General features: G+C 31.1%; 12 protein-coding genes. All 12 read left to right on the top strand.

Features of this window, described 5'->3' with window-relative positions; genetic code table 11:
- The first annotated feature begins 113 nt into the window (after nucleotides 1-113).
- The 12 genes from AC5EAH_RS04170 to AC5EAH_RS04115 all read left to right on the top strand — a co-directional run bounded on the left by AC5EAH_RS04170 (nucleotide 114) and on the right by AC5EAH_RS04115 (nucleotide 19,039).
- The gene (locus AC5EAH_RS04170; RefSeq protein WP_493493503.1) at nucleotides 114-266 is read left to right on the top strand and encodes a hypothetical protein; all 153 of its coding nucleotides are present in this window, start codon (nucleotides 114-116) and stop codon (nucleotides 264-266) included.
- Nucleotides 267-278: 12 nt separating this feature from the next.
- A complete protein-coding gene (locus AC5EAH_RS04165; protein ID WP_493493502.1) occupies nucleotides 279-806 on the top strand; it encodes a hypothetical protein in 528 nt (175 codons plus the stop codon).
- 100 nt (nucleotides 807-906) lie between these two features.
- Nucleotides 907-4,887 carry a PD-(D/E)XK nuclease family protein gene (locus AC5EAH_RS04160; protein WP_493493501.1) on the top strand — a complete coding sequence of 1,327 codons (3,981 nt, stop codon included), beginning with the start codon at nucleotides 907-909 and terminating at the stop codon, nucleotides 4,885-4,887.
- Complete coding sequence (locus AC5EAH_RS04155) at nucleotides 4,880-8,890, top strand: UvrD-helicase domain-containing protein (protein WP_493493500.1); 4,011 nt, start codon at nucleotides 4,880-4,882, stop codon at nucleotides 8,888-8,890. Before AC5EAH_RS04160 ends, AC5EAH_RS04155 begins: the two co-directional genes overlap by 8 nt.
- An 8-nt stretch (nucleotides 8,891-8,898) precedes the next feature.
- Complete coding sequence (rfbB, locus tag AC5EAH_RS04150) at nucleotides 8,899-9,843, top strand: dTDP-glucose 4,6-dehydratase (protein WP_493493499.1); 945 nt, start codon at nucleotides 8,899-8,901, stop codon at nucleotides 9,841-9,843.
- A 182-nt stretch (nucleotides 9,844-10,025) separates the two neighbouring features.
- Entirely contained in the window at nucleotides 10,026-11,366 is a 1,341-nt protein-coding gene (pgtP, locus tag AC5EAH_RS04145; RefSeq protein ID WP_493493498.1) for a phosphoglycerate transporter protein PgtP, read from the top strand.
- 280 nt (nucleotides 11,367-11,646) lie between these two features.
- On the top strand, nucleotides 11,647-13,086 hold the full coding sequence (allW, locus tag AC5EAH_RS04140) for an allantoin permease (protein ID WP_493493497.1): 1,440 nt from the start codon (nucleotides 11,647-11,649) through the stop codon (nucleotides 13,084-13,086).
- Nucleotides 13,087-13,107: 21 nt separating this feature from the next.
- Nucleotides 13,108-14,469 (top strand): allantoinase AllB, encoded by a 1,362-nt coding sequence (gene allB / locus AC5EAH_RS04135; protein ID WP_493493496.1) that lies wholly within the window; start codon nucleotides 13,108-13,110, stop codon nucleotides 14,467-14,469.
- 82 nt (nucleotides 14,470-14,551) lie between these two features.
- The gene (locus tag AC5EAH_RS04130) at nucleotides 14,552-15,772 is read left to right on the top strand and encodes an MFS transporter (protein WP_493493495.1); all 1,221 of its coding nucleotides are present in this window, start codon (nucleotides 14,552-14,554) and stop codon (nucleotides 15,770-15,772) included.
- 169 nt (nucleotides 15,773-15,941) lie between these two features.
- Complete coding sequence (locus AC5EAH_RS04125; RefSeq protein WP_493493494.1) at nucleotides 15,942-16,325, top strand: RidA family protein; 384 nt, start codon at nucleotides 15,942-15,944, stop codon at nucleotides 16,323-16,325.
- Nucleotides 16,325-17,461 carry a trans-sulfuration enzyme family protein gene (locus tag AC5EAH_RS04120; RefSeq protein WP_493493493.1) on the top strand — a complete coding sequence of 379 codons (1,137 nt, stop codon included), beginning with the start codon at nucleotides 16,325-16,327 and terminating at the stop codon, nucleotides 17,459-17,461. The genes AC5EAH_RS04125 and AC5EAH_RS04120 overlap by 1 nt, the downstream gene beginning before the upstream one ends.
- A gap of 186 nt (nucleotides 17,462-17,647) precedes the next feature.
- Nucleotides 17,648-19,039, top strand: coding sequence for a sugar transferase (locus AC5EAH_RS04115; protein WP_493493492.1), 1,392 nt, complete (start codon nucleotides 17,648-17,650; stop codon nucleotides 19,037-19,039).
- The last annotated feature ends 5 nt before the right edge of the window (nucleotides 19,040-19,044 follow it).

Raw genomic sequence — 19,044 nt, 5'->3', positions numbered from 1 at the left:
TATATTAGTATACCCAAACCAAAAAATATAAATTAATTAAATTAGTTTATTATCATCAAGATGACTACCAGCAAGCGATTAAAAATTTACAACATCGCGCGCTGATAGGTGGTATGTTATTTTTTATAGTTATGTTAATTTCATTATATCGTTGGCCATTAGTGATAACAGTACCAATTAGTTTAATTGCCACGCTATTTATTGTATATGGTGGGTATCAGGCAAGTAAAAAAGATCTTAAATTAATAACAACTAGAAAAAGATAAGGAGAATGTGATATGAAACAATTAATGGATAAATTATTTAACTTTATGATAGGCGGCGATATGAATGATAAGGATGAATATCAACAGCAAGAAATTTATAAATTAATGGCTAAAGGTTATGTGAGTTTATATTGGGGCGTATGGCTAATGTTACAAATTTTATTGATATGGGATATTTATTGGTATGGTTATTTAACATTAGCGACTTATGGAGTAGGTATAATTTTTATCGTCAATAATTTTATAGTGACAAAGAAATTAGATAAAAATAAAATGTTATATAGAGAGTATGAGTCAGTGCAAGATTATAAGATAGCTTTAAGAAATTTAAAATATAGAAGTGCTTTTAGTGGGATATTTTTTGGTACAATCATGATTTTTTTCAGTATTAGTTCTAAAAATATTATCGGTGAAGTTATTTCAATGAAGCACATGTTAGTATTAGGTAGTGTAGGTGTGTTCATAGGGATATTCTTTGGTGTAATGATGTATGTGATGTGTAAAAAATATTTCCGTGTTATTGAAGAAGAATTAGTTTAGTAAAAATAAATCTTTATAGCCTTTGTTTAATGAAGGATATAAAGATTTTTTTAGTATGCATTAGATGGTATAATTATATAGAATAAAGGGGGGTAAAGTGATGAATTTACGTCGTATATATGCAAAACCAGGCTATGGTAAAACGGCTTTAATTATAGATGAAATTGTGGCAATGAGGCAACAACAATTAGTAGAGGGTTTATTAGCTATTGAACCGATATTAGTGATTGCACCGCAACAATATTCATATAGTTTTGAAGCACAGCTATCAGAAAGATTATCGACATTAGCTGAAATAGATATTACTTATTTTAATCGTTTGGCAAGACAAATTTTACAAGAGGCTGGGCAAATGCCAGTAAAAGTATTGACTTCAAGTAGTCAATTTTTATTAATGCATAGAGCAATTTTAGAAATTAAAGCGCATTTAAGTGTATTTCATACAATGGCAGGTAGTTATCATTTTACTAATGAAATGATTAATCAAATTAAAGCATTTAAACAATATGGGATAACTGTTGAAAAATTGGCAGAAGATTTATCACATCAGCCTAATGAAAGATTATCTGATTTATTATTAATTTATCAACAATATGAAACTTTATGTGTTTCACGTGAAAATGCATTTGATAATGAAGCCATTTTACAACTTGCTTTGAAATATATTAAAACAAATCCAATGATTGCACAAAGTACTGTATATATTACAGACTTTTATAATTTTAGTGAATTAGAGTATCGCTTTATTGGTGAGTTAATTCAAGCAGCTAAACAAGTTATTATTGCCGAAAGTTATCCAGTAGAATTATTAAAATTAAAAGATGGACAAGTGTATCAGCCATTAGATGATATACAATTAGAGCATTCTCAATATCAATGGTCAATGTGGCGTAAATATTTAGAAATGGATGCTAAATTAACTACGCTAGTTAAAACACTTAATTATCAATTAATTACAGAACAACAACAAGAATTAGTACATGAAATTTGGCAAGTATTGGATCAACAAAAAATAGTTAAATATATGATGCGTCATCAACAAGGTGATTATCAAGTGGCAGTATTATCGGACGAGGATAATCCATATAGTCGTTTTGATAATGAAGCTTTACAACATATTTCAGCGTCTTTTGATCAATTCAATAGCGTAAAAAAATTAGGGCATCAGCATGTCATGATTTCTGAACATCAAACAGTCGCTGATGAAGTGGCTGCGGTGGGTCATGATATAATTAAAAAAATGCAACAAGACCCATTATTATCATGGGATGATTTTACGATTATGTATCGTGATAGTGATAAGTATGCCTCAGTATTGACTGAAATGGCCCATCATTACCAAATACCAATAGATATTAGTGAGAAGCATTATATTAAAAATCATCGTTTAATTCGTTTACTATTTAAATTATTAAGAATAGCGAATGGTGATTGGCGTAGTGAAAATATTTTAGGTGTTTTTAAAACAGGTTTAATGACTTATTCGCGTTCGATTATTCACTATCTGTTTGAAATGATTACACAAGCAATGACTATAGATGTAAATGAAAAATTAACTATTAATGAATGGCAGCCATTATTTTATCAAGCTATCGAACAATTACCTAAAGCAACACGTCATAACTGGATAAAAACAACAAAAGAATTAGACAAACAATTTGAAGCTTATCAAACTGATGAAGCATTATATGATGTAGAAGAATTTAGTTATCGTATTGGTTATTTATTAACACGTGTTTATGATGAATTAGACGAATTAGAAAATGAAATGATTAAATATAATGTGCAAACAAAAGCACAGTGGCAACAACCTTATATTTTTGGGCAACCACAATACTTTGACAAAAAAGCACAACAGGCAACAACAGCAGAATCACAACAGAGCTATCAATTTTTATCTAATAAAGCACAAAAATATGAAGATATTCGTCAAGCTATTGTTAAAGTATTTATTAATGAGCAAGCATCTTGTATGTTTGATGAAGTAACGACTGTAGGTCAATATATAAGTGTCATTTATCAGTTTTTAATTGCTTCAAAAGTTGAAGTGCGTTTAAGTCATGTTAAAGGACAAAAATTAGCAGCACAATTAAAAGAAACAATGGATAGAGATCATCAAGTATGGCAAAAATTAATATTATTATTTGAACAATCACATGATATTTTAGGTGATGTTGAAATAAATAATGATGATTTTATTGATTTATTGTCGACGATTTTAGAAGTTATTACTTATGATACGATTCCGAGTGGTCAAAATTATGTGATGGCGAGTCATTTTGATAGAATTTTATCAAAAAATAAACGTCATGTGTATCTGTTAGGTTTAAATAGTGATAGTTTACCACATCAAGTGGCAACACATAGTTTATTAACAGATGAAGATAGATTGCAGTTGCATCAATTAGGATTGAAAGATCATCAATCGGCATATTTATTAATGGTAGATGAAGAATTATTAGCTTATCGTTTATTAACATCAGCTCGAAGTTCAATTTCAGCGAGTTATACGGTATCAACATTAGCAGGTGTACAACAAGGCATATCCCCTTATTTACAACGTCTACAGAGTATGTTCACTGACTGTTCAATTGTGACAACACCCGCAATTATTAGTTTAAATCAACCGTATCAATCACAAGTATTAACAACGGCTGCAACACCTTATGAATTGATGAGATATATTAATCATTATTTACAACAAATTAAAGATGTGAGTTATCAGCATCAATTAGTGATTGCCGATGATCAAACAGCTACCTATAATCAACAACAATTAACTTTGGCACAACAATTATTAACACAACAATCGCATTTATTACAAGGTTATCAACAATTATTAATCGATTATCCAGTTTATGGTGAGGCGATTTATCAATCTTTAAATTATCGTCATTTACCGAAATCACTGTCAAAACAAGTGGCACAATTGTTGTATCAAAATAATACAGAATATAGTGTGTCGCGATTAGAAACGTATAATCAGTCCCCTTATCTTTACTTTTTAAGATATGGTTTAAGATTAAAACCGAGAGAACAAATAAGATTGGATAGTGCTAAGATGGGAACATTATGGCATGCAGTTTTATCAGATAATAGAATAATTGCAATGATTAACCAACATACTGAGCGTCAAGTGATACCAGATCAAAATGCCATAGAAGCGTTAGTGACGACAGTATTAAATGACAAAATAGCACAAGATAGTTTGATGACACATTTATTAGAGGGGCAAAAATTACAATACCAGCAATTTATTGATTTATTAACTAAAGTCGTTAGTGTAGAAGCTTATCAGCATCCATTTAGTGATTATGAGCGTCAATTAATTGAAGAGAAATATAGTGTGGAATATAGTTTTAAAGTGCCATTGGAAGCACAAAATGAAGCGGGTCAACGTTTAACCGCTTTGTTAGGCATAGATCATATACCTTCATTTACCTTACGTGGTGTAATTGACCGTATTGATATTAATCAAAAAGATCAAAGTTTGCAAATTATCGATTATAAATCTAGTGACAAAACATTACAATGGGAATTGTTAGCAAGTGGTCATCAATTACAATTAGTGACTTATTTATGGATGACACAATTTATACCGCAATTAACAGACTATCAACCAGCAGGTATGTATTATTTTTATTTAAATAATAAAACGGTAGATACTGTTGAATATCCAACATTAGCTGAACAAGTTAAATTATATCAATTAAAAGGTTTAACAGTAGCGACGACTGATCAGCAAGTTCTGAATCATGACCATTCAAATGATGGTAGCATTTTAAACATTAAAACGAATAAAGATGGTAGTTTAAATAAAAATTCATGGAAAGCAGTCATTTCACCTAATGAATTAACACAACTATATCAAGTTGTCATGGGTGAAATTGTTAAAATCATTAATCGTATTTATCAAGGAGATATTACATTGAGTGCGGTGCAATATAAACAAAAAGAATTAACTTATTTTAATGAATATCAAGCGATTTGTTTATTTGATGAAGTAAAATATCCACAACAAATAATAAAAATTCAAAATCTTAATAAAGAAGATGTTTTAGGAGGTGAAAATAATGATTAATATAGCAGCTAAACCACAACGTATACAACAAGCGTCGCCCATGCAATGGGCAGCGATGAATATTAAAAAGCATGATATTTTAGTTTCGGCTGCTGCAGGTTCAGGTAAAACAAAAGTGTTAGCTGAACGTATTGCTGCTCAAATATTTGATAGTTATATTGATGAGAAGATGCCTAATTTATCTATTAGCCAATTTGTAGTCGTAACTTTTACGGATGCATCAGCAAAAGAAATGAAAATGAGAATTGAAAAGCAATTAAGACATCACTTTCGTCCAGAACATTTTGATGATGAAGCAACGCAAGTGGCAGGGCAATTGTATTTAAAGCAACAATTAATAGAATTAACACAAGCACCGATTTCTACTTTGCATGCATTTTGTTTAAGTATTATTAAGGAACATTATTATCAAATCGAAGAATATTATAATGATCAATTACATAGTTTAAATCCAGACCATCAAATTGCAAATGATCAACAATTAGAAGAAGCAAGATTATCGGCAATGGCTAAGGTTTATCATTTGTTAGAAGAGACTGAAGGCTTTTATCAATTGTATCGATTTTTAAGTGGTGACAGAGATGATAGTCAGTTTAATAAAATTATTTTCAAATTATATAATCAGATGTTAAGTACACCTGATCCATTAAAATGGGTTGAAGAAAGTTTAGATAAGTATTATTTACCAGAACATGAACAGCTATACTATCAAGATGTCATTTTAAATATGATGTTACCTCAAATTGAACAATATTTAGATTATGTACGCCAGAAATTATTAAATCATTTAGAGCAAGCCAAAACTTCGACTTTACTAGATGTAATGAATAATAAAGAAGAGCATCTACAAAGCCAAATCATTGAAGCAATAGATAATAATATTAAAACCATTGATAAATGTATGTTTGAATTGCATCGATGTCAACAACAATCAGACTTATTAGCATGTAGTCAAATCTTTGAATCGGTTCAAGACAGTTTGAAAAACTTTAAACAATGGACTGTGAAGAAAGATATGAGTCGTAAAGAAGAACTATTAGAAACTAAACAAATTTATAATGACGCGATAGATGAGTTTAAAAATAGTATTGACCAATTAGACAAATCACCTAGTGATATTCAATGGTACTGTGGGCAAAACATTGCAGCATCATGGCAACAACAACAAACTTTATTACCTTTAGTTAAAGTGTTAAAAGTGACTTTAGAAACGTTTCACTACTATTTTATTAGTGAAAAACGTCGAATGAATATCATTGATTTTCAAGATTTTGAACAGCTTGCTTTAAATTTATTAGCACAACATGATGAACAAGGACGTTTACTTTATGATGATAATGGCAAATTATTGCCGAGTGATTTAGCTTATGATTATCAAAAAAATATTGTCGAAATTTATGTAGATGAATATCAAGATACGAATGAAGTACAAGAAAGTATTTTAAATCTAGTGCGCCATGAGCAACAAGCTACATTTTTTAGAGTAGGAGATTTAAAACAATCTATTTATAAATTTAGACAGGCGAATCCTAAATTATTTATTGATAAAGCACAAACTTATTATCCATTAACATTACCTGAGTATTATGATATTCAACAAGATGTTGAAATTTTAAAAACATCACAAGATCAATTGCAAAATAGTTTATTAATTCATTTATCAGAGAATTATCGTAGTCATTATACGGTGCTAGAAAGCATTAACTATTTATTTAATCATTTGATGGATGAAGACATTGGTGAATTGAGTTATGATAATCATGCAGCTTTATATTATCCACAAGTAAAAAGTGATGCAGTGCCTTTTGCTAATACGACAGTTGAAGATTATGCAGAACTTGTTTTGCTGAATGTGAATGTTGAAGAAGACGAAGAAGAAGTGTCATCAGTTGAGCAACAAGCTGAATATGTTGCGCAGGAGATTAAAACATTAGTTACAGAAAATCCACAATTACAATATAGTGATTTTACGATTTTACAACGTTCAGTAAAATCAGCACCTATTTATCAACGTGTTTTTGCAAAATATAATATGCCTTTTTATAGCCCGTTAAAAGAAGGTTTTATGGCAACTGATGAAGTGCAAACAATGTTAAGTTGTTTACGTGTGATTGATAATCAAAACCAAGATATTCCATTAGTGGCACTTTTACGTAGTCCTTTATTTGCTTTAAGTGATGAACAATTGGCGTATATTCGTGTATTATCACCAAAAGGTGAATTTGCTGTACAAGCACGTCGAGTCGCCTATCAATTAGCATCCATTGAGTTACCTGAACATGTAGATGCTTTAGTCATCGAACAATTATCTCAACAATTACGTCAAGTGTTTGATAGTATTGCTGAATGGCGAGAGTATGGTAAAAATAATGCGATTAGTGAGTTAGTGCAGTATATTTATCAACAATATCATTATCCACAACGTGTATTAGGTTTGACGGACGGTAAAACACGTCAATTAAATTTATTACAATTCAAATCATTTGTAGAAGAATATGAAACAAATTATTTAGGCACGGATTTAACTAATTTTATTAATTATGTAGACAATATTTTAGCGCAAAAACAAGATCGACAACCACCAAATATTATGAAACAAAATGTTGTGAATATGATGACGATTCATGGCTCAAAAGGATTGGAATTTAAATATGTGTATTTAGTCGGTGCGGAGAAACAGTTTAATGAAGCAGACTATAAGTCGGATTATTTAATTAATAAACAGGATGGTATTGCTTTAAAATATTATGATGATATTCATAATACAAAAACTAAAACAATTTTTTTACAAAGTTTAATTTATAAAGAACGTAAAGAAATGTTATCAGAAGAATTACGTTTACTGTATGTTGCCTTAACACGTGCTGAATATAAATTTACGATTGTGGCAGGTGTTAAAAATATTAAGCACGATGATCATGACCACTTGTTACTGCCAAACACTTTAGTTCAAGACCATAAAGTACATCCGTATCAAAGATATAAGGCTAAACATTATTTAGATTTTATTTTACCTGTGGTTCGTATGCATCCAACAGCTTGGTCGCAAACACCATTAGAACAACCAGCGATATGGGAGTTAAATCATACGACAGAACGTCGTGCAAATTGGCGTGTCACTGTAGCGAAACAACAAACAATGAGTGAAGCACAGTGGGTGATTAATGAAGCAGTACCGCAAATTACATTTAATCAGCAATTTGATGAAGCCCTACAACATCATACAGCTCAACAATTTGTTGAAACATTACCTGACAGTGAAACATTGGCATTGCCTTCTAAATTTGGTGTTTCACGTTTGAAGAAATTGCATCAACAATTGACTGAAAATGAACAGCCAATATATTTAAAATATAAACAATTGCATTTAGAAGAAGATGACATTACCCAAGAAATAATGTTATCAGCTACTGAACGTGGAACAATAATTCATCGTGTCATTGAATTATTAATTAATGCTAAGCAAGTGATAGTAAATCAACAACAACTTGTTAGTTTTATTGATGACATGATAATGAATGGGAAAATTGATCAAGCGTTAGGTGTACAGTTTCAGGCACATAAAACGTCTATAGAAACTTTATATCGCTTTACACAATCGGCTATTTATCAACAAATTTTAAATAGTTTAGCGATTAAAACAGAGTATCCATTTATTAGTCGTGTGCCATTAGTGAATTTAAATGATAATGTCGATGTCTTACAAGTGTCAGAACAGCAAGGTGTTTACATTGGATTAGATTATCCAAAAACTAAACAAACAATATTAATACAAGGTATCATTGACTGTCTGATACAAATTGATCAGCAGCACTATGTGATTATTGATTTTAAATCAGATAGAATTGGACAACGTACAGATGAAGATTTAATAGAACTTTATAAACCGCAATTATTATTATATAAACAAGCAATTTATCAAATGTTAGCAGTTTATCAGTCTAATATTCAAGTAGATGCAGTATTGTATTATTTGAATGCTGATAAAGCTTTTGAAGTGTAGGTGAGCCAATGAATCTATTAGTAACGGGTGGTGCAGGTTTTATCGGGAGTCATTTTATTAAATATATGTTGAATAAATATTCTAATATAAAGATAATTAATGTTGATAAATTGACTTATGCAGCTAATCCCTCTTATTTAATCGACTATCAGCTGCATCCACATTATCATTTTATTGAAGCGGATATTAGTCAACGTTCACAAATGTTACAGATATTTAAGGACTATAAAATTAGCCATGTCATTAATTTTGCAGCTGAATCACATGTGGATAGAAGTATTGACAATAGTTTGCCTTTTATTCAAAGCAATGTGCAAGGTGTGGTGAATTTATTAGAATGTATTAAACAATATCCAGTTGAAAAATTCATTCAAATGTCAACGGATGAAGTTTATGGGGATACTTTAAGTGGTGAATTTGTAGAAAGTTCGCCGCTTAAAGCAAGTAGCCCTTATTCAGCGAGTAAGGCAAGTGCAGATTTATTTATTCAAAGTTATGAAAGAACGTATAATTTACCTACAATTATTGTTAGAAGTAGTAATAATTTTGGAGAAAATCAGCATCAAGAGAAATTCATTCCTGTTGTTATTAAAGCATTATTGACTAATACAAGCATTCCAGTATATGGTGATGGTCAACAAACGAGAGATTGGATATATGTTGGTGAGACAATACGAGCATTAGATGTGGTTTTACAACAAGGTCAATTACATGAAATTTATCATATCGGTGCGAATCAAACGATGACTAATCTTAAATTAATTGATCACCTAGCACAGCTCATTGGTGTCGATGCACAAATTAAATTTGTAACAGATCGACCAGGGCATGATGTACGTTATGCTTTGAATGTTGATAAAATTAATCAATATTTAGGCTGGCAAGCCGGAGGTCAGTTAACTGAACAGTTGAAAAAGACTGTAGTGTGGTATAAGGATAAAATAATTCTATAAATTAAAGTGTTGACGATTTTGTCGTCAACACTTTAATTTTTTTCATATTTATACAAAAAATAAGTTTAAAATAACACATTAAATAACAAAAATGTATTTAAAGTAAATAACGACCGTTGACGAGTTGTTTTAACAATGATAACCTTAACAAGTAACTAAAATATATTAGGAGGATATATAAAATGTCGCGTATTACATCATTATTTGGTCAACGACCGAGTCAAGGTGCAGAATTAGATGCACAATATAAGGCTTTGCGTTGGCAAGTTTTCATGGGTATTTTTATTGGGTATTTAGCGTACTATTTAATTCGTAAAAATTTTTCATTAGCAATGCCCTATTTAATTGATACTTATAATTATACAAAAGCAGATTTAGGAACAGTATCTGTGGCATTATCGTTTTCATATGGTATTAGTAAATTTGTTATGGGGAATGTTTCAGACCGTAGTAATCCTAAATACTTTATTACTATTGGTTTAATTGGTTCTGCCATTGTCAGTTTAGTTTTTGGTTTAGTACCTGGAGTATTAAGTTCATTAACTGTGATGATGTTTTTAGCTATTTTAAATGGATGGTTTCAAGGTATGGGATATCCACCTGGTGCTAAAACAATGACAAACTGGTTTTCAATATCAGAGCGTGGTTCTTGGTGGAGTTGGTGGAATATTTCACATAATGTCGGTGGTGGTTTAATTGGACCATTAGCCTTGATAGGTTTAGCTATCTTTGGACAATGGCAATCACTGTTTTATTTACCAGCAATGATTGCACTTATGTTAGCAGTAGTAACTTTCATATTAATGAAAGATACACCACAATCTCTAGGTTTACCACCAGTTGATGTTTGGAAAAATGAAAAAATAATTACTTCAGTAGATCCACAACAAAAATTATCTTCTAAAGATATTTTTATGAAATATATTATTCATAATAAATTTTTATGGTCAATTGCGATTGCTAATATTTTTGTGTACTTTGTTCGTAATGGTATTATTGACTGGGCCCCTACTTATTTAAAAGAAGTTAAACATTTTTCGATTGATAAACAAAGTTGGGCATACTTTTTATATGAATATGCAGGTATTTTTGGGATGTTAGCGAGTGGTTATTTAAGTGATAAAGTCTTTAAAGGTCACCGAGCACCACCAATGTTACTATTTTTAGTTGGTGTATTAATTGCAGTAGTTGTTTATTGGCAAAATCCAGCAGGTAATCCACTTGTAGATAATATTTGTTTAGTCGCGATTGGTTTCTTAATTTATGGGCCAGTAATGATGATTGGTTTACAGGCAGCCGATTTAGTACCTAATGTAGCAACTGGTACAGCAACAGGCTTAACAGGTCTATTTGGTTATTTAATCGGTTCAGCAAGTTCTGGTTATGTATTAGGAAAATTAGTAGATTTATTTGGCTGGGATGGAGGTTTCATCTCATTAGTTGCTTCATGTGTTTTAGCTTTTATTTTCATCGCTTTCACATTATTTAAAAAAACATCGAAGCAATTAGAAGCACAAAAGTAATTAGAATTTAATTAAGCAGTCTTACGCGTATTTTTGTAGTACGCGTAAGGCTGTTTTTATCTTATAATAGTAAATTTTAATGAATAATAGTTATTAAAGTTATTTCAATTTAAACAGTAGTTCAGTAACTGTCTCATGTCTTGTGCATTATCAACAAATATGTTACTTAGATATGTACTAATTGTCTAATTAAAGAAGGGATTTATTATGATAAACTGTAAACGCTTACTCAAGATGTGCACACTTAAGTGAAGAAGTTAAAAACGAGGAGGTTAATAAGATGGATAAAAAACATAGTGATATATATCAAACACAATTAGATACATTATTATCACGTGGATATAATGCCGATTTATTACCTAGAACAAAAGAACAAAAGACGACAACAGCTTTAAATTATTTCACTTTATGGATGGGGTCCATCCATAATATTCCGAGTTATGCTGCAGTGGGTGGTTTTTTATTCTTAGGATTATCACCTATTAATGTTATGTTGGCTATTATATTGAGTTCGCTTGTTGTTAGTGCATTTATGGCTTTCAATGGTTATGCAGGCTCTAAATACGGGATTCCATTTTCAATGCATTTACGTTCAATTTATGGTGTTACTGGTTCTAAATTACCAGGGTTTTTAAGAGGTTGTGTGGCTGCAATTGCATGGTTCGGATTGCAAAACTATACAGGTTCATTAGCATTACAAATTTTAATTAGTAAAATTTTCCCTGGATTTAGTACATTAGGTGGTGAAGCTTCATTTCTAGGTTTATCAGTACCAGGATGGATATCATTTACTCTATTTTGTTTAATGAATGTAGCGATTGGTTTAGGTGGTGGAGGTATTTTAAATAAATTCACACTGTTTTTAAATCCACTTATTTATATCGTGTTTGGTGGGATGACAATTTGGGCCATTAGTGTTGCAGGCGGTTTTGGTAATATTTTAAATTATACAGTACAGACTGAACATCCACATTCTAGTTTGATGGTATACTTAATCATTATTACTGCAACTTTATCAACTTGGGCTGCACCGGGTGTGAGTGTTGCAGACTTTACACAAACAGCTAAATCAACTAAGGCACAAATGTTTGGACAAACAGCTAGTTTAGTTGTAGGTTATACAATTTTTGCTTTCTCAAGTGTTGCGATTTTAATCGGTGGTTCAATTCACTACGGTGCAACAGAATGGAATGTTTTAACGATTGTAGAAAAATGGGATAGTTTACCAGCAATCATTTTATCAATGGCAGTATTTTTATTAACAACAATTTCTACTAATGCAACAGGTAATATTATTCCAGCAGCTTATCAATTAGTTGCTTTATTCCCTAAAAATGTTAATTACAAAACAGGCGTAGTTATTGCTTCGATTATTAGTGTGTTAATTATGCCATGGAAGATGATGGAAAATGCTGATAGTATTTTCTTATTCTTAAACTTAATTGGTTCAGTTTTAGGACCAGTAGGTGGTGTAATGATTGCGGAATACTTCTTAATATCTAAAAAAGAAATTGATATTAATGAACTATATATGGATAAAACGAATAAGACAAGTAAATATTTAGGTACGAATGTTCAAGCCTATATTGCCACATTAATTGGTTTAGCATTAGCAATTGTAGGACAATTTGTTTCAGCATTGAGTGCGTTTAATGATATTTCTTGGATTGCAGGTTTTGTTTCAGCAGGTATTATTTATACAATTATCAGAAAAAAATAGAATTAGAAGGAGATAAATAAAATGTTTGATTTAATAATTAAAAATGGTTTAGTAGTCGTAGATAGTGGTGAAATGGTAACAGATGTTGCTGTTAAAGATGGTAAAATTGCAGCTTTAGGTAGCAATTTAGGTGAAGCTAAAGAAGTGATTGATGCACAAGGTTTAGTAGTTAGCCCAGGTATGGTAGATGTTCATGTTCACATTACAGATCCAGGTGGTGGTTATCGTGACCTTTGGGAAGGATATGTAACTGGAACACGTGCTTGTGCTAAAGGTGGGGTAACTTCATTTATGGAAATGCCACTTAACCAAATTCCAGCAACAGTTGATGGAGAATCATTAAAACTTAAATATGCAGCAGGCGAAGGTAAATTAGCTGTAGATGTGGCTTCTTTTGGTGGTTTGGTACCATTTAACTTAAATGGAGGTATTCAAGAATTAGAAGCAGAAGGTGCAGCTGCTTATAAATGTTTCATGGCTACTTGTGGTGACCGTTCAATTGAAGGTGACTTCATGAATGTTGATGATTATTCATTATACGAAGGAATGCGCCAAATTGCGAAAACAGACAAAGTGTTAGCTATTCATGCTGAAAATGCAGCAATTACTGACAAATTAGGGGAAATTGCTTATAAGAATGGTGAAAAAACATTAAAAGCTTATGTTGCAACACGTCCAGTATTTACTGAAGTAGAACCAATTCGTCGTGCAATTTTATTTGCTAAAGAAACAGGATGCCGTATCCACATTTGTCACGTTGCATGTCCAGAAGGTGTAGAAGAAGTGATTAAAGCGCAACAAGAAGGGATTGACGTAACGTGTGAAACATGTGTACACTATATGTATTTCCATACTGATGAATTAGATGCGATTGGTCCAGTTGTGAAATGTTCGCCGCCAATTCGTGACTTAGATAATCAAGAAAAAATGTGGGAACAAATGTTAGAAGGTAAAATTAATTTTGTAACTTCTGATCATTCACCATGCACGCCTGATCTAAAAGATAAGGAAAATGCATTTGAAGCTTGGGGAGGTATCCCAGGTGTACAAAGTAATGTAGATGTTTTCTATGATGAAGCTGTACAAAAACGTAATATGCCATTAACATTATTTGCTAAAGTGACAGCGACTAATCCTGCAGAACGTTTTGGATTAGAAAGCAAAGGAAGTATTGCTGTTGGAAAAGATGCTGACTTTGTGTTTATTAAACCTAATGCACCGTATGTATTGAAAGCAGAAGATTTAGAATATCGTAATAAAATTAGTCCTTACTTAGGTCGTGAAATTGGCGCGCAAGTTGTCCGTACAATCTTACGCGGTACAACAATTTATGAACAAGAACAAGGTGTAGTAGAAGAATTTAATGGTAAATTCTTTAAATAATTAAATAAAAGTGAATGGAAGCTTAGATTATCTAAGTTTCCATTAGTTATTTATTAAAATGAAATAGAAATGAGTGATGACAATGGAAAAAGAACATTATCCGTATTGGAAAAAAATTATTTATGTTTTAACATTTGGATGGATTGCCATCTGGATATATCGTGTAGCACTAACACCAATTTATCCGCAACTAAGTGAATTTTTTAATCATGCTTCTAAACAGGAGTTAGGTTTAATTTCTAGTTGTTATTTTTTTGGTTATGTCTGTACACAAATACCTTCTGGTATTTTAGCAGATAAATTTGGTAGAAAAGCTGTATTAATCCCAGGATTTATATTATTTGCTTTAGGGACAGTTGCAGTTGGTTTATCGACTAATTTAATGGCATTATATATTGGAAGTGTGTTAGCGGGTATTGGTTGTGGAACATATTATGGTGTAGCGTATTCATTAACAGGTGTTTATGTACCTAAAGAAAAGAAAAGTTTTGCCACAGCAATTGTTAATAGTGGTTCAGCTATGGGCAGTGGTTTAGGATTAATCGGCTCAAGTTATGCTGTTAAGCAGTTAGGTTTACCTTGGCAATATGTTGTATTTACAATTGTAGCGATCATTATCATTATGATTGTTGTTTTTATTAAAGTAATTAAGAAAGATGATAGTGTAACAAAAGTAGTAGAACACAAAACTTTACCACTAGAACGTCAATCAAGTGGTATTAAAACTTTATTTACACCGTCATTAATTGCAACTTATTTAGTTTATTTTGTTACATGTTATGCATTTTATTTAATTGACACTTGGTTGCCTGACTTTTTATCATCTGAACGTGGTTTAGATGGGATGGAAAGTGTGATTACGTCAATTGTTTTTGCAGCCGCTATTCCGGGAGCTTTAATATTTAGTAAATTAGCAGATAAATTTAATGATAAAAAAGAAATATTTATTTTAGTCTTAGAATTAGTTGCTGCAGCAATGTTATTATTAGCTGTTTTATCTACGAGTAAGCCAATCTTGATTATTTGTTTAGCACTATATGGTTTCTTTGGTAAATTGGCTGTTGAGCCAATTATCATTTCATGGATTAGTGAAAAAACAGGTGGTAAGAACATTTCAACTACACTAGGTGTTTTTAATTTCTTCGGTATGTCATCAGCAGTTATTGTACCATGGTTAACAGGTCGTATTGATGATGTAATGGGCAGTAAACAATATGCTTTTTATTTAGCAGTTATATTAATGATTATAGGTGCTATTATTTTCTATAGTATCAATCGAAAAAAACAAAAATCATTAATTTAAAATCAGCAGCTACTTAATTTCTTGTATGTTAAGTAGCTGTTTTATTAATTAATGATATTTTATAAACAAATTTCAACAAAAATAGCTTTATAAATGTTATTATATTGGTAATTAACAATCTTTGTTAGTTGATGAAAATTAATATTTAAATTCAAAGGAGATTAATGAGATGGTGACAAGATTAACAAGTGATAGAATTCCAGAAGCAGTAGGGAGTTATTCTCCAGCAAGTAAAGTAGGTAATTTAATTTTTACATCGGGTCAATTACCAATTAATGCACTAACTGGTAAAATTGATGAAAGTGATTCTGTTGAATGGCAAGTAGCACAATCAATGAAAAATGTTAAAGCGATTTTAGAAGACAATGGTTCTTCATTAGATAAAATTGTGAAAACAACAGTTTATTTAGCAAATATTGAGGATTTTCAAGCATTTAATCAAGTATATCAAACGTTTTTTGAAGGTGACTATCCAGCACGTACAGCCTTTGCAGTAGGTGCTTTACCATTAGGAGCTTTGGTAGAGATAGAAGTTGTTGCGGAGGTTGATTAATGCGCATTAATACTAAATTGCTGCATGGTTATGCTGTGATAGATGAAATGACAGGCGCAGCATCTATTCCTAAGTATCAAACATCAACATTTCATAATAAGAAATTATATTGTGATGAACAAGCTTATTTTTATACACGTTTTTCTAATCCAACAATTGATGCTTTAGAAGAAGGGTTAGGTGTATTACAAGCGTCTAAATATGCTTTAGCATTTTCTTCAGGTATGGCAGCAATTAGTAATGTTTTAATGTTACTTAATGCAGGTGAACATTTAATTTTACCTAAAGATGTTTATGGAGGGACTTGTCAGTTTGTGACGAAAATTATTCATAAATATAATATTTCGACGACTTTTGTTGATATGTCTGATTTGGCTGAAGTAGAAGCGGCAATTAAACCTAATACACGAATGATTTATATGGAAACACCATCAAATCCATTACTAAAGATAGTGGATATTAGAGCAATTGTTGCGATAGCTCAACAATATCAATTAATAACTGTCGTTGATAATACATTTATGACGAGTTTATATCAACAACCATTAGCATTAGGTGTAGATATAGTAGTCGAAAGTATGACAAAATTTATTAATGGGCATAGTGATGTGGTAGCAGGTGTTGTTGCGACAAATGATTCGACTTACTATGAAGAATTAAAATTGTTTCAGAAAAATTTTGGCGCTATTTTAGGTGTAGAAGATGCGTGGTTAATTTTAAGAGGCATGAAAACGATGGGCTTAAGAATGGAGAAATCTATTGCTAATGCTAGTAAAATGGCTGAATTTTTAAGCCATCATCCTAAAATAAAAGCAGTCTATTACCCAGGTTTAGCAACACATGCGTCATACGAAGTGCATCAATCACAAGCCCAACAAGGTGGTGCAGTGCTTTCGTTTGTGTTTAATAGTCATGAAAGTATGTTAGATTTTACAAGTAAAATTAAATTGCCAATCTTAGCAGTGAGTTTAGGTGGTGTAGAATCAATTCTTTCTCATCCAGCAACGATGTCACATGGTGCTTTAAGTGAAGAAGAAAGACAATCACAAGGTATTGTTAGTGAGCTATTACGTTTATCATGTGGTATTGAAGATGTTGAAGATTTAATTGAAGATTTCCAACAAGCATTGATATAAGTAAATTATATGAGAGGTTGAATATATTAACCTCTTTTTAAATTGTTTTAAAGTAAATAAAGTCGGTGTAATAAGATTAAATATGACACAGGACGAGTAATTAATACTTATAATTGAAGTGGTTTTATGTTAAAATAGAAATGTAATTCTATAATAAAAAATGAATAAATTAGTCAGGAGTTTATTATGGCTAGGAAACAATATGGTGGAAAACAAGTCAGCGTATTAATGATTAATCTAATTATTGTCATTATATTAGGTTTTTTGTTAAGTAATATTAGTTTTACCGAGATTAATAGAGTAACAATTAGCATGATGGGATTAATGCACATTACTTCATTTTATATATCAGATTATTATAAACATTATAATAGTAGAGGGTATTTGGAGGAATTTAAACATACACTAATATATAGTACGTATATGTTATTAGGTATGGTGATTATCACATTCATGACAAAAGGTGCTATCCCAATTTCACGTCGAGGCGTTATTATTTTTGTAGTTGTTAATGCAGTAATGATTTATTTAACGAATATTATTATTAGATATTATCAACTATTTAAAGATAAAAATAATCCTTATAGTACACAAGTGTATGTGATTACAACGAGTCAAAGATTAGATTTTATTTTAAATAAAGCTAATCAAGCGGGCGCATGGGGTGGAAATATTATTGCAGCAACATTATTAGATGGTGCGAGTATTAATAGAACACAATATCCATCATTAGATATTGTGCCTCAGGATACAATTATTGATTTTGCACAACATCGTGTTGTCGATGAAGTAATTATTAATGTACCGAGTGATCAAAATTATAAATTGGCGCACTTAATTAATGTTTTTGAAAGTATGGGGATTATTGTCAATGTCAGTATCAGTGCTTTTGATTTTGATGTTAGTGGCGAAAAACGAGTGAAGAAAATAGCGGGTTTAAGTGTAGTTAGTTTTTCAACACGTTTTTATAATCCATTACCTATGTTGTTGAAACGTCTTATGGATATTGTAAGTGCTATAATAGGTTTAATTTTTTGTGGTGTGCTTTATATTATTATTGGTCCAATCATTAAATTAACCGATGGGGGTCCAATTATTTTCAGCCAAGAGCGTGCTGGGAAAAATGGACGTATTTTTAAATGTTATAAATTCCGTTCGATGTATGTAGATGCTGAAGAGAAAAAACAAGAACTGATGAAGCATAATGAAATGAAGGGACATATGTTTAAAATGGAAAATGACCCTAGAATTACTAAAATAGGTAAATTCATTAGAAAAACAAGTCTTGATGAATTTCCACAATTTTTAAATGTTTTATTAGGAGATATGAGTTTAGTAGGTACACGTCCACCTACGAAAGATGAATTTAGTCACTATACGCCATCACAAAAGAAACGCTTAAGATTTAAACCAGGAATTACAGGTTTATGGCAAGCAAGTGGTCGTAGTAATATTACAGATTTTGATGAAATTGTTGCATTAGATGTTGAGTATATTGATAATTGGTCATTATGGCTAGATATTAAAATTATTATTAAAACAATTGTCAATGTCATTAAAGGGCAAGGAGCGAAATAAGGAGA

It is taken from the genome of Staphylococcus sp. B1(2026), assembly GCF_058895785.1.
This window is presented reverse-complemented; position numbering and strand designations above follow the sequence as displayed.

Excerpts from the sequence above, each read along its gene's own strand:
- AC5EAH_RS04170 (WP_493493503.1), top strand. The coding sequence starts at position 114 with ATGTTATTTTTTATAGTTATGTTAATTTCATTATATCGTTGGCCATTA.
- AC5EAH_RS04165 (WP_493493502.1), top strand. The coding sequence starts at position 279 with ATGAAACAATTAATGGATAAATTATTTAACTTTATGATAGGCGGCGAT.
- AC5EAH_RS04160 (WP_493493501.1), top strand. The coding sequence starts at position 907 with ATGAATTTACGTCGTATATATGCAAAACCAGGCTATGGTAAAACGGCT.
- AC5EAH_RS04155 (WP_493493500.1), top strand. The coding sequence starts at position 4,880 with ATGATTAATATAGCAGCTAAACCACAACGTATACAACAAGCGTCGCCC.
- rfbB (WP_493493499.1), top strand. The coding sequence starts at position 8,899 with ATGAATCTATTAGTAACGGGTGGTGCAGGTTTTATCGGGAGTCATTTT.
- pgtP (WP_493493498.1), top strand. The coding sequence starts at position 10,026 with ATGTCGCGTATTACATCATTATTTGGTCAACGACCGAGTCAAGGTGCA.
- allW (WP_493493497.1), top strand. The coding sequence starts at position 11,647 with ATGGATAAAAAACATAGTGATATATATCAAACACAATTAGATACATTA.
- allB (WP_493493496.1), top strand. The coding sequence starts at position 13,108 with ATGTTTGATTTAATAATTAAAAATGGTTTAGTAGTCGTAGATAGTGGT.
- AC5EAH_RS04130 (WP_493493495.1), top strand. The coding sequence starts at position 14,552 with ATGGAAAAAGAACATTATCCGTATTGGAAAAAAATTATTTATGTTTTA.
- AC5EAH_RS04125 (WP_493493494.1), top strand. The coding sequence starts at position 15,942 with ATGGTGACAAGATTAACAAGTGATAGAATTCCAGAAGCAGTAGGGAGT.
- AC5EAH_RS04120 (WP_493493493.1), top strand. The coding sequence starts at position 16,325 with ATGCGCATTAATACTAAATTGCTGCATGGTTATGCTGTGATAGATGAA.
- AC5EAH_RS04115 (WP_493493492.1), top strand. The coding sequence starts at position 17,648 with ATGGCTAGGAAACAATATGGTGGAAAACAAGTCAGCGTATTAATGATT.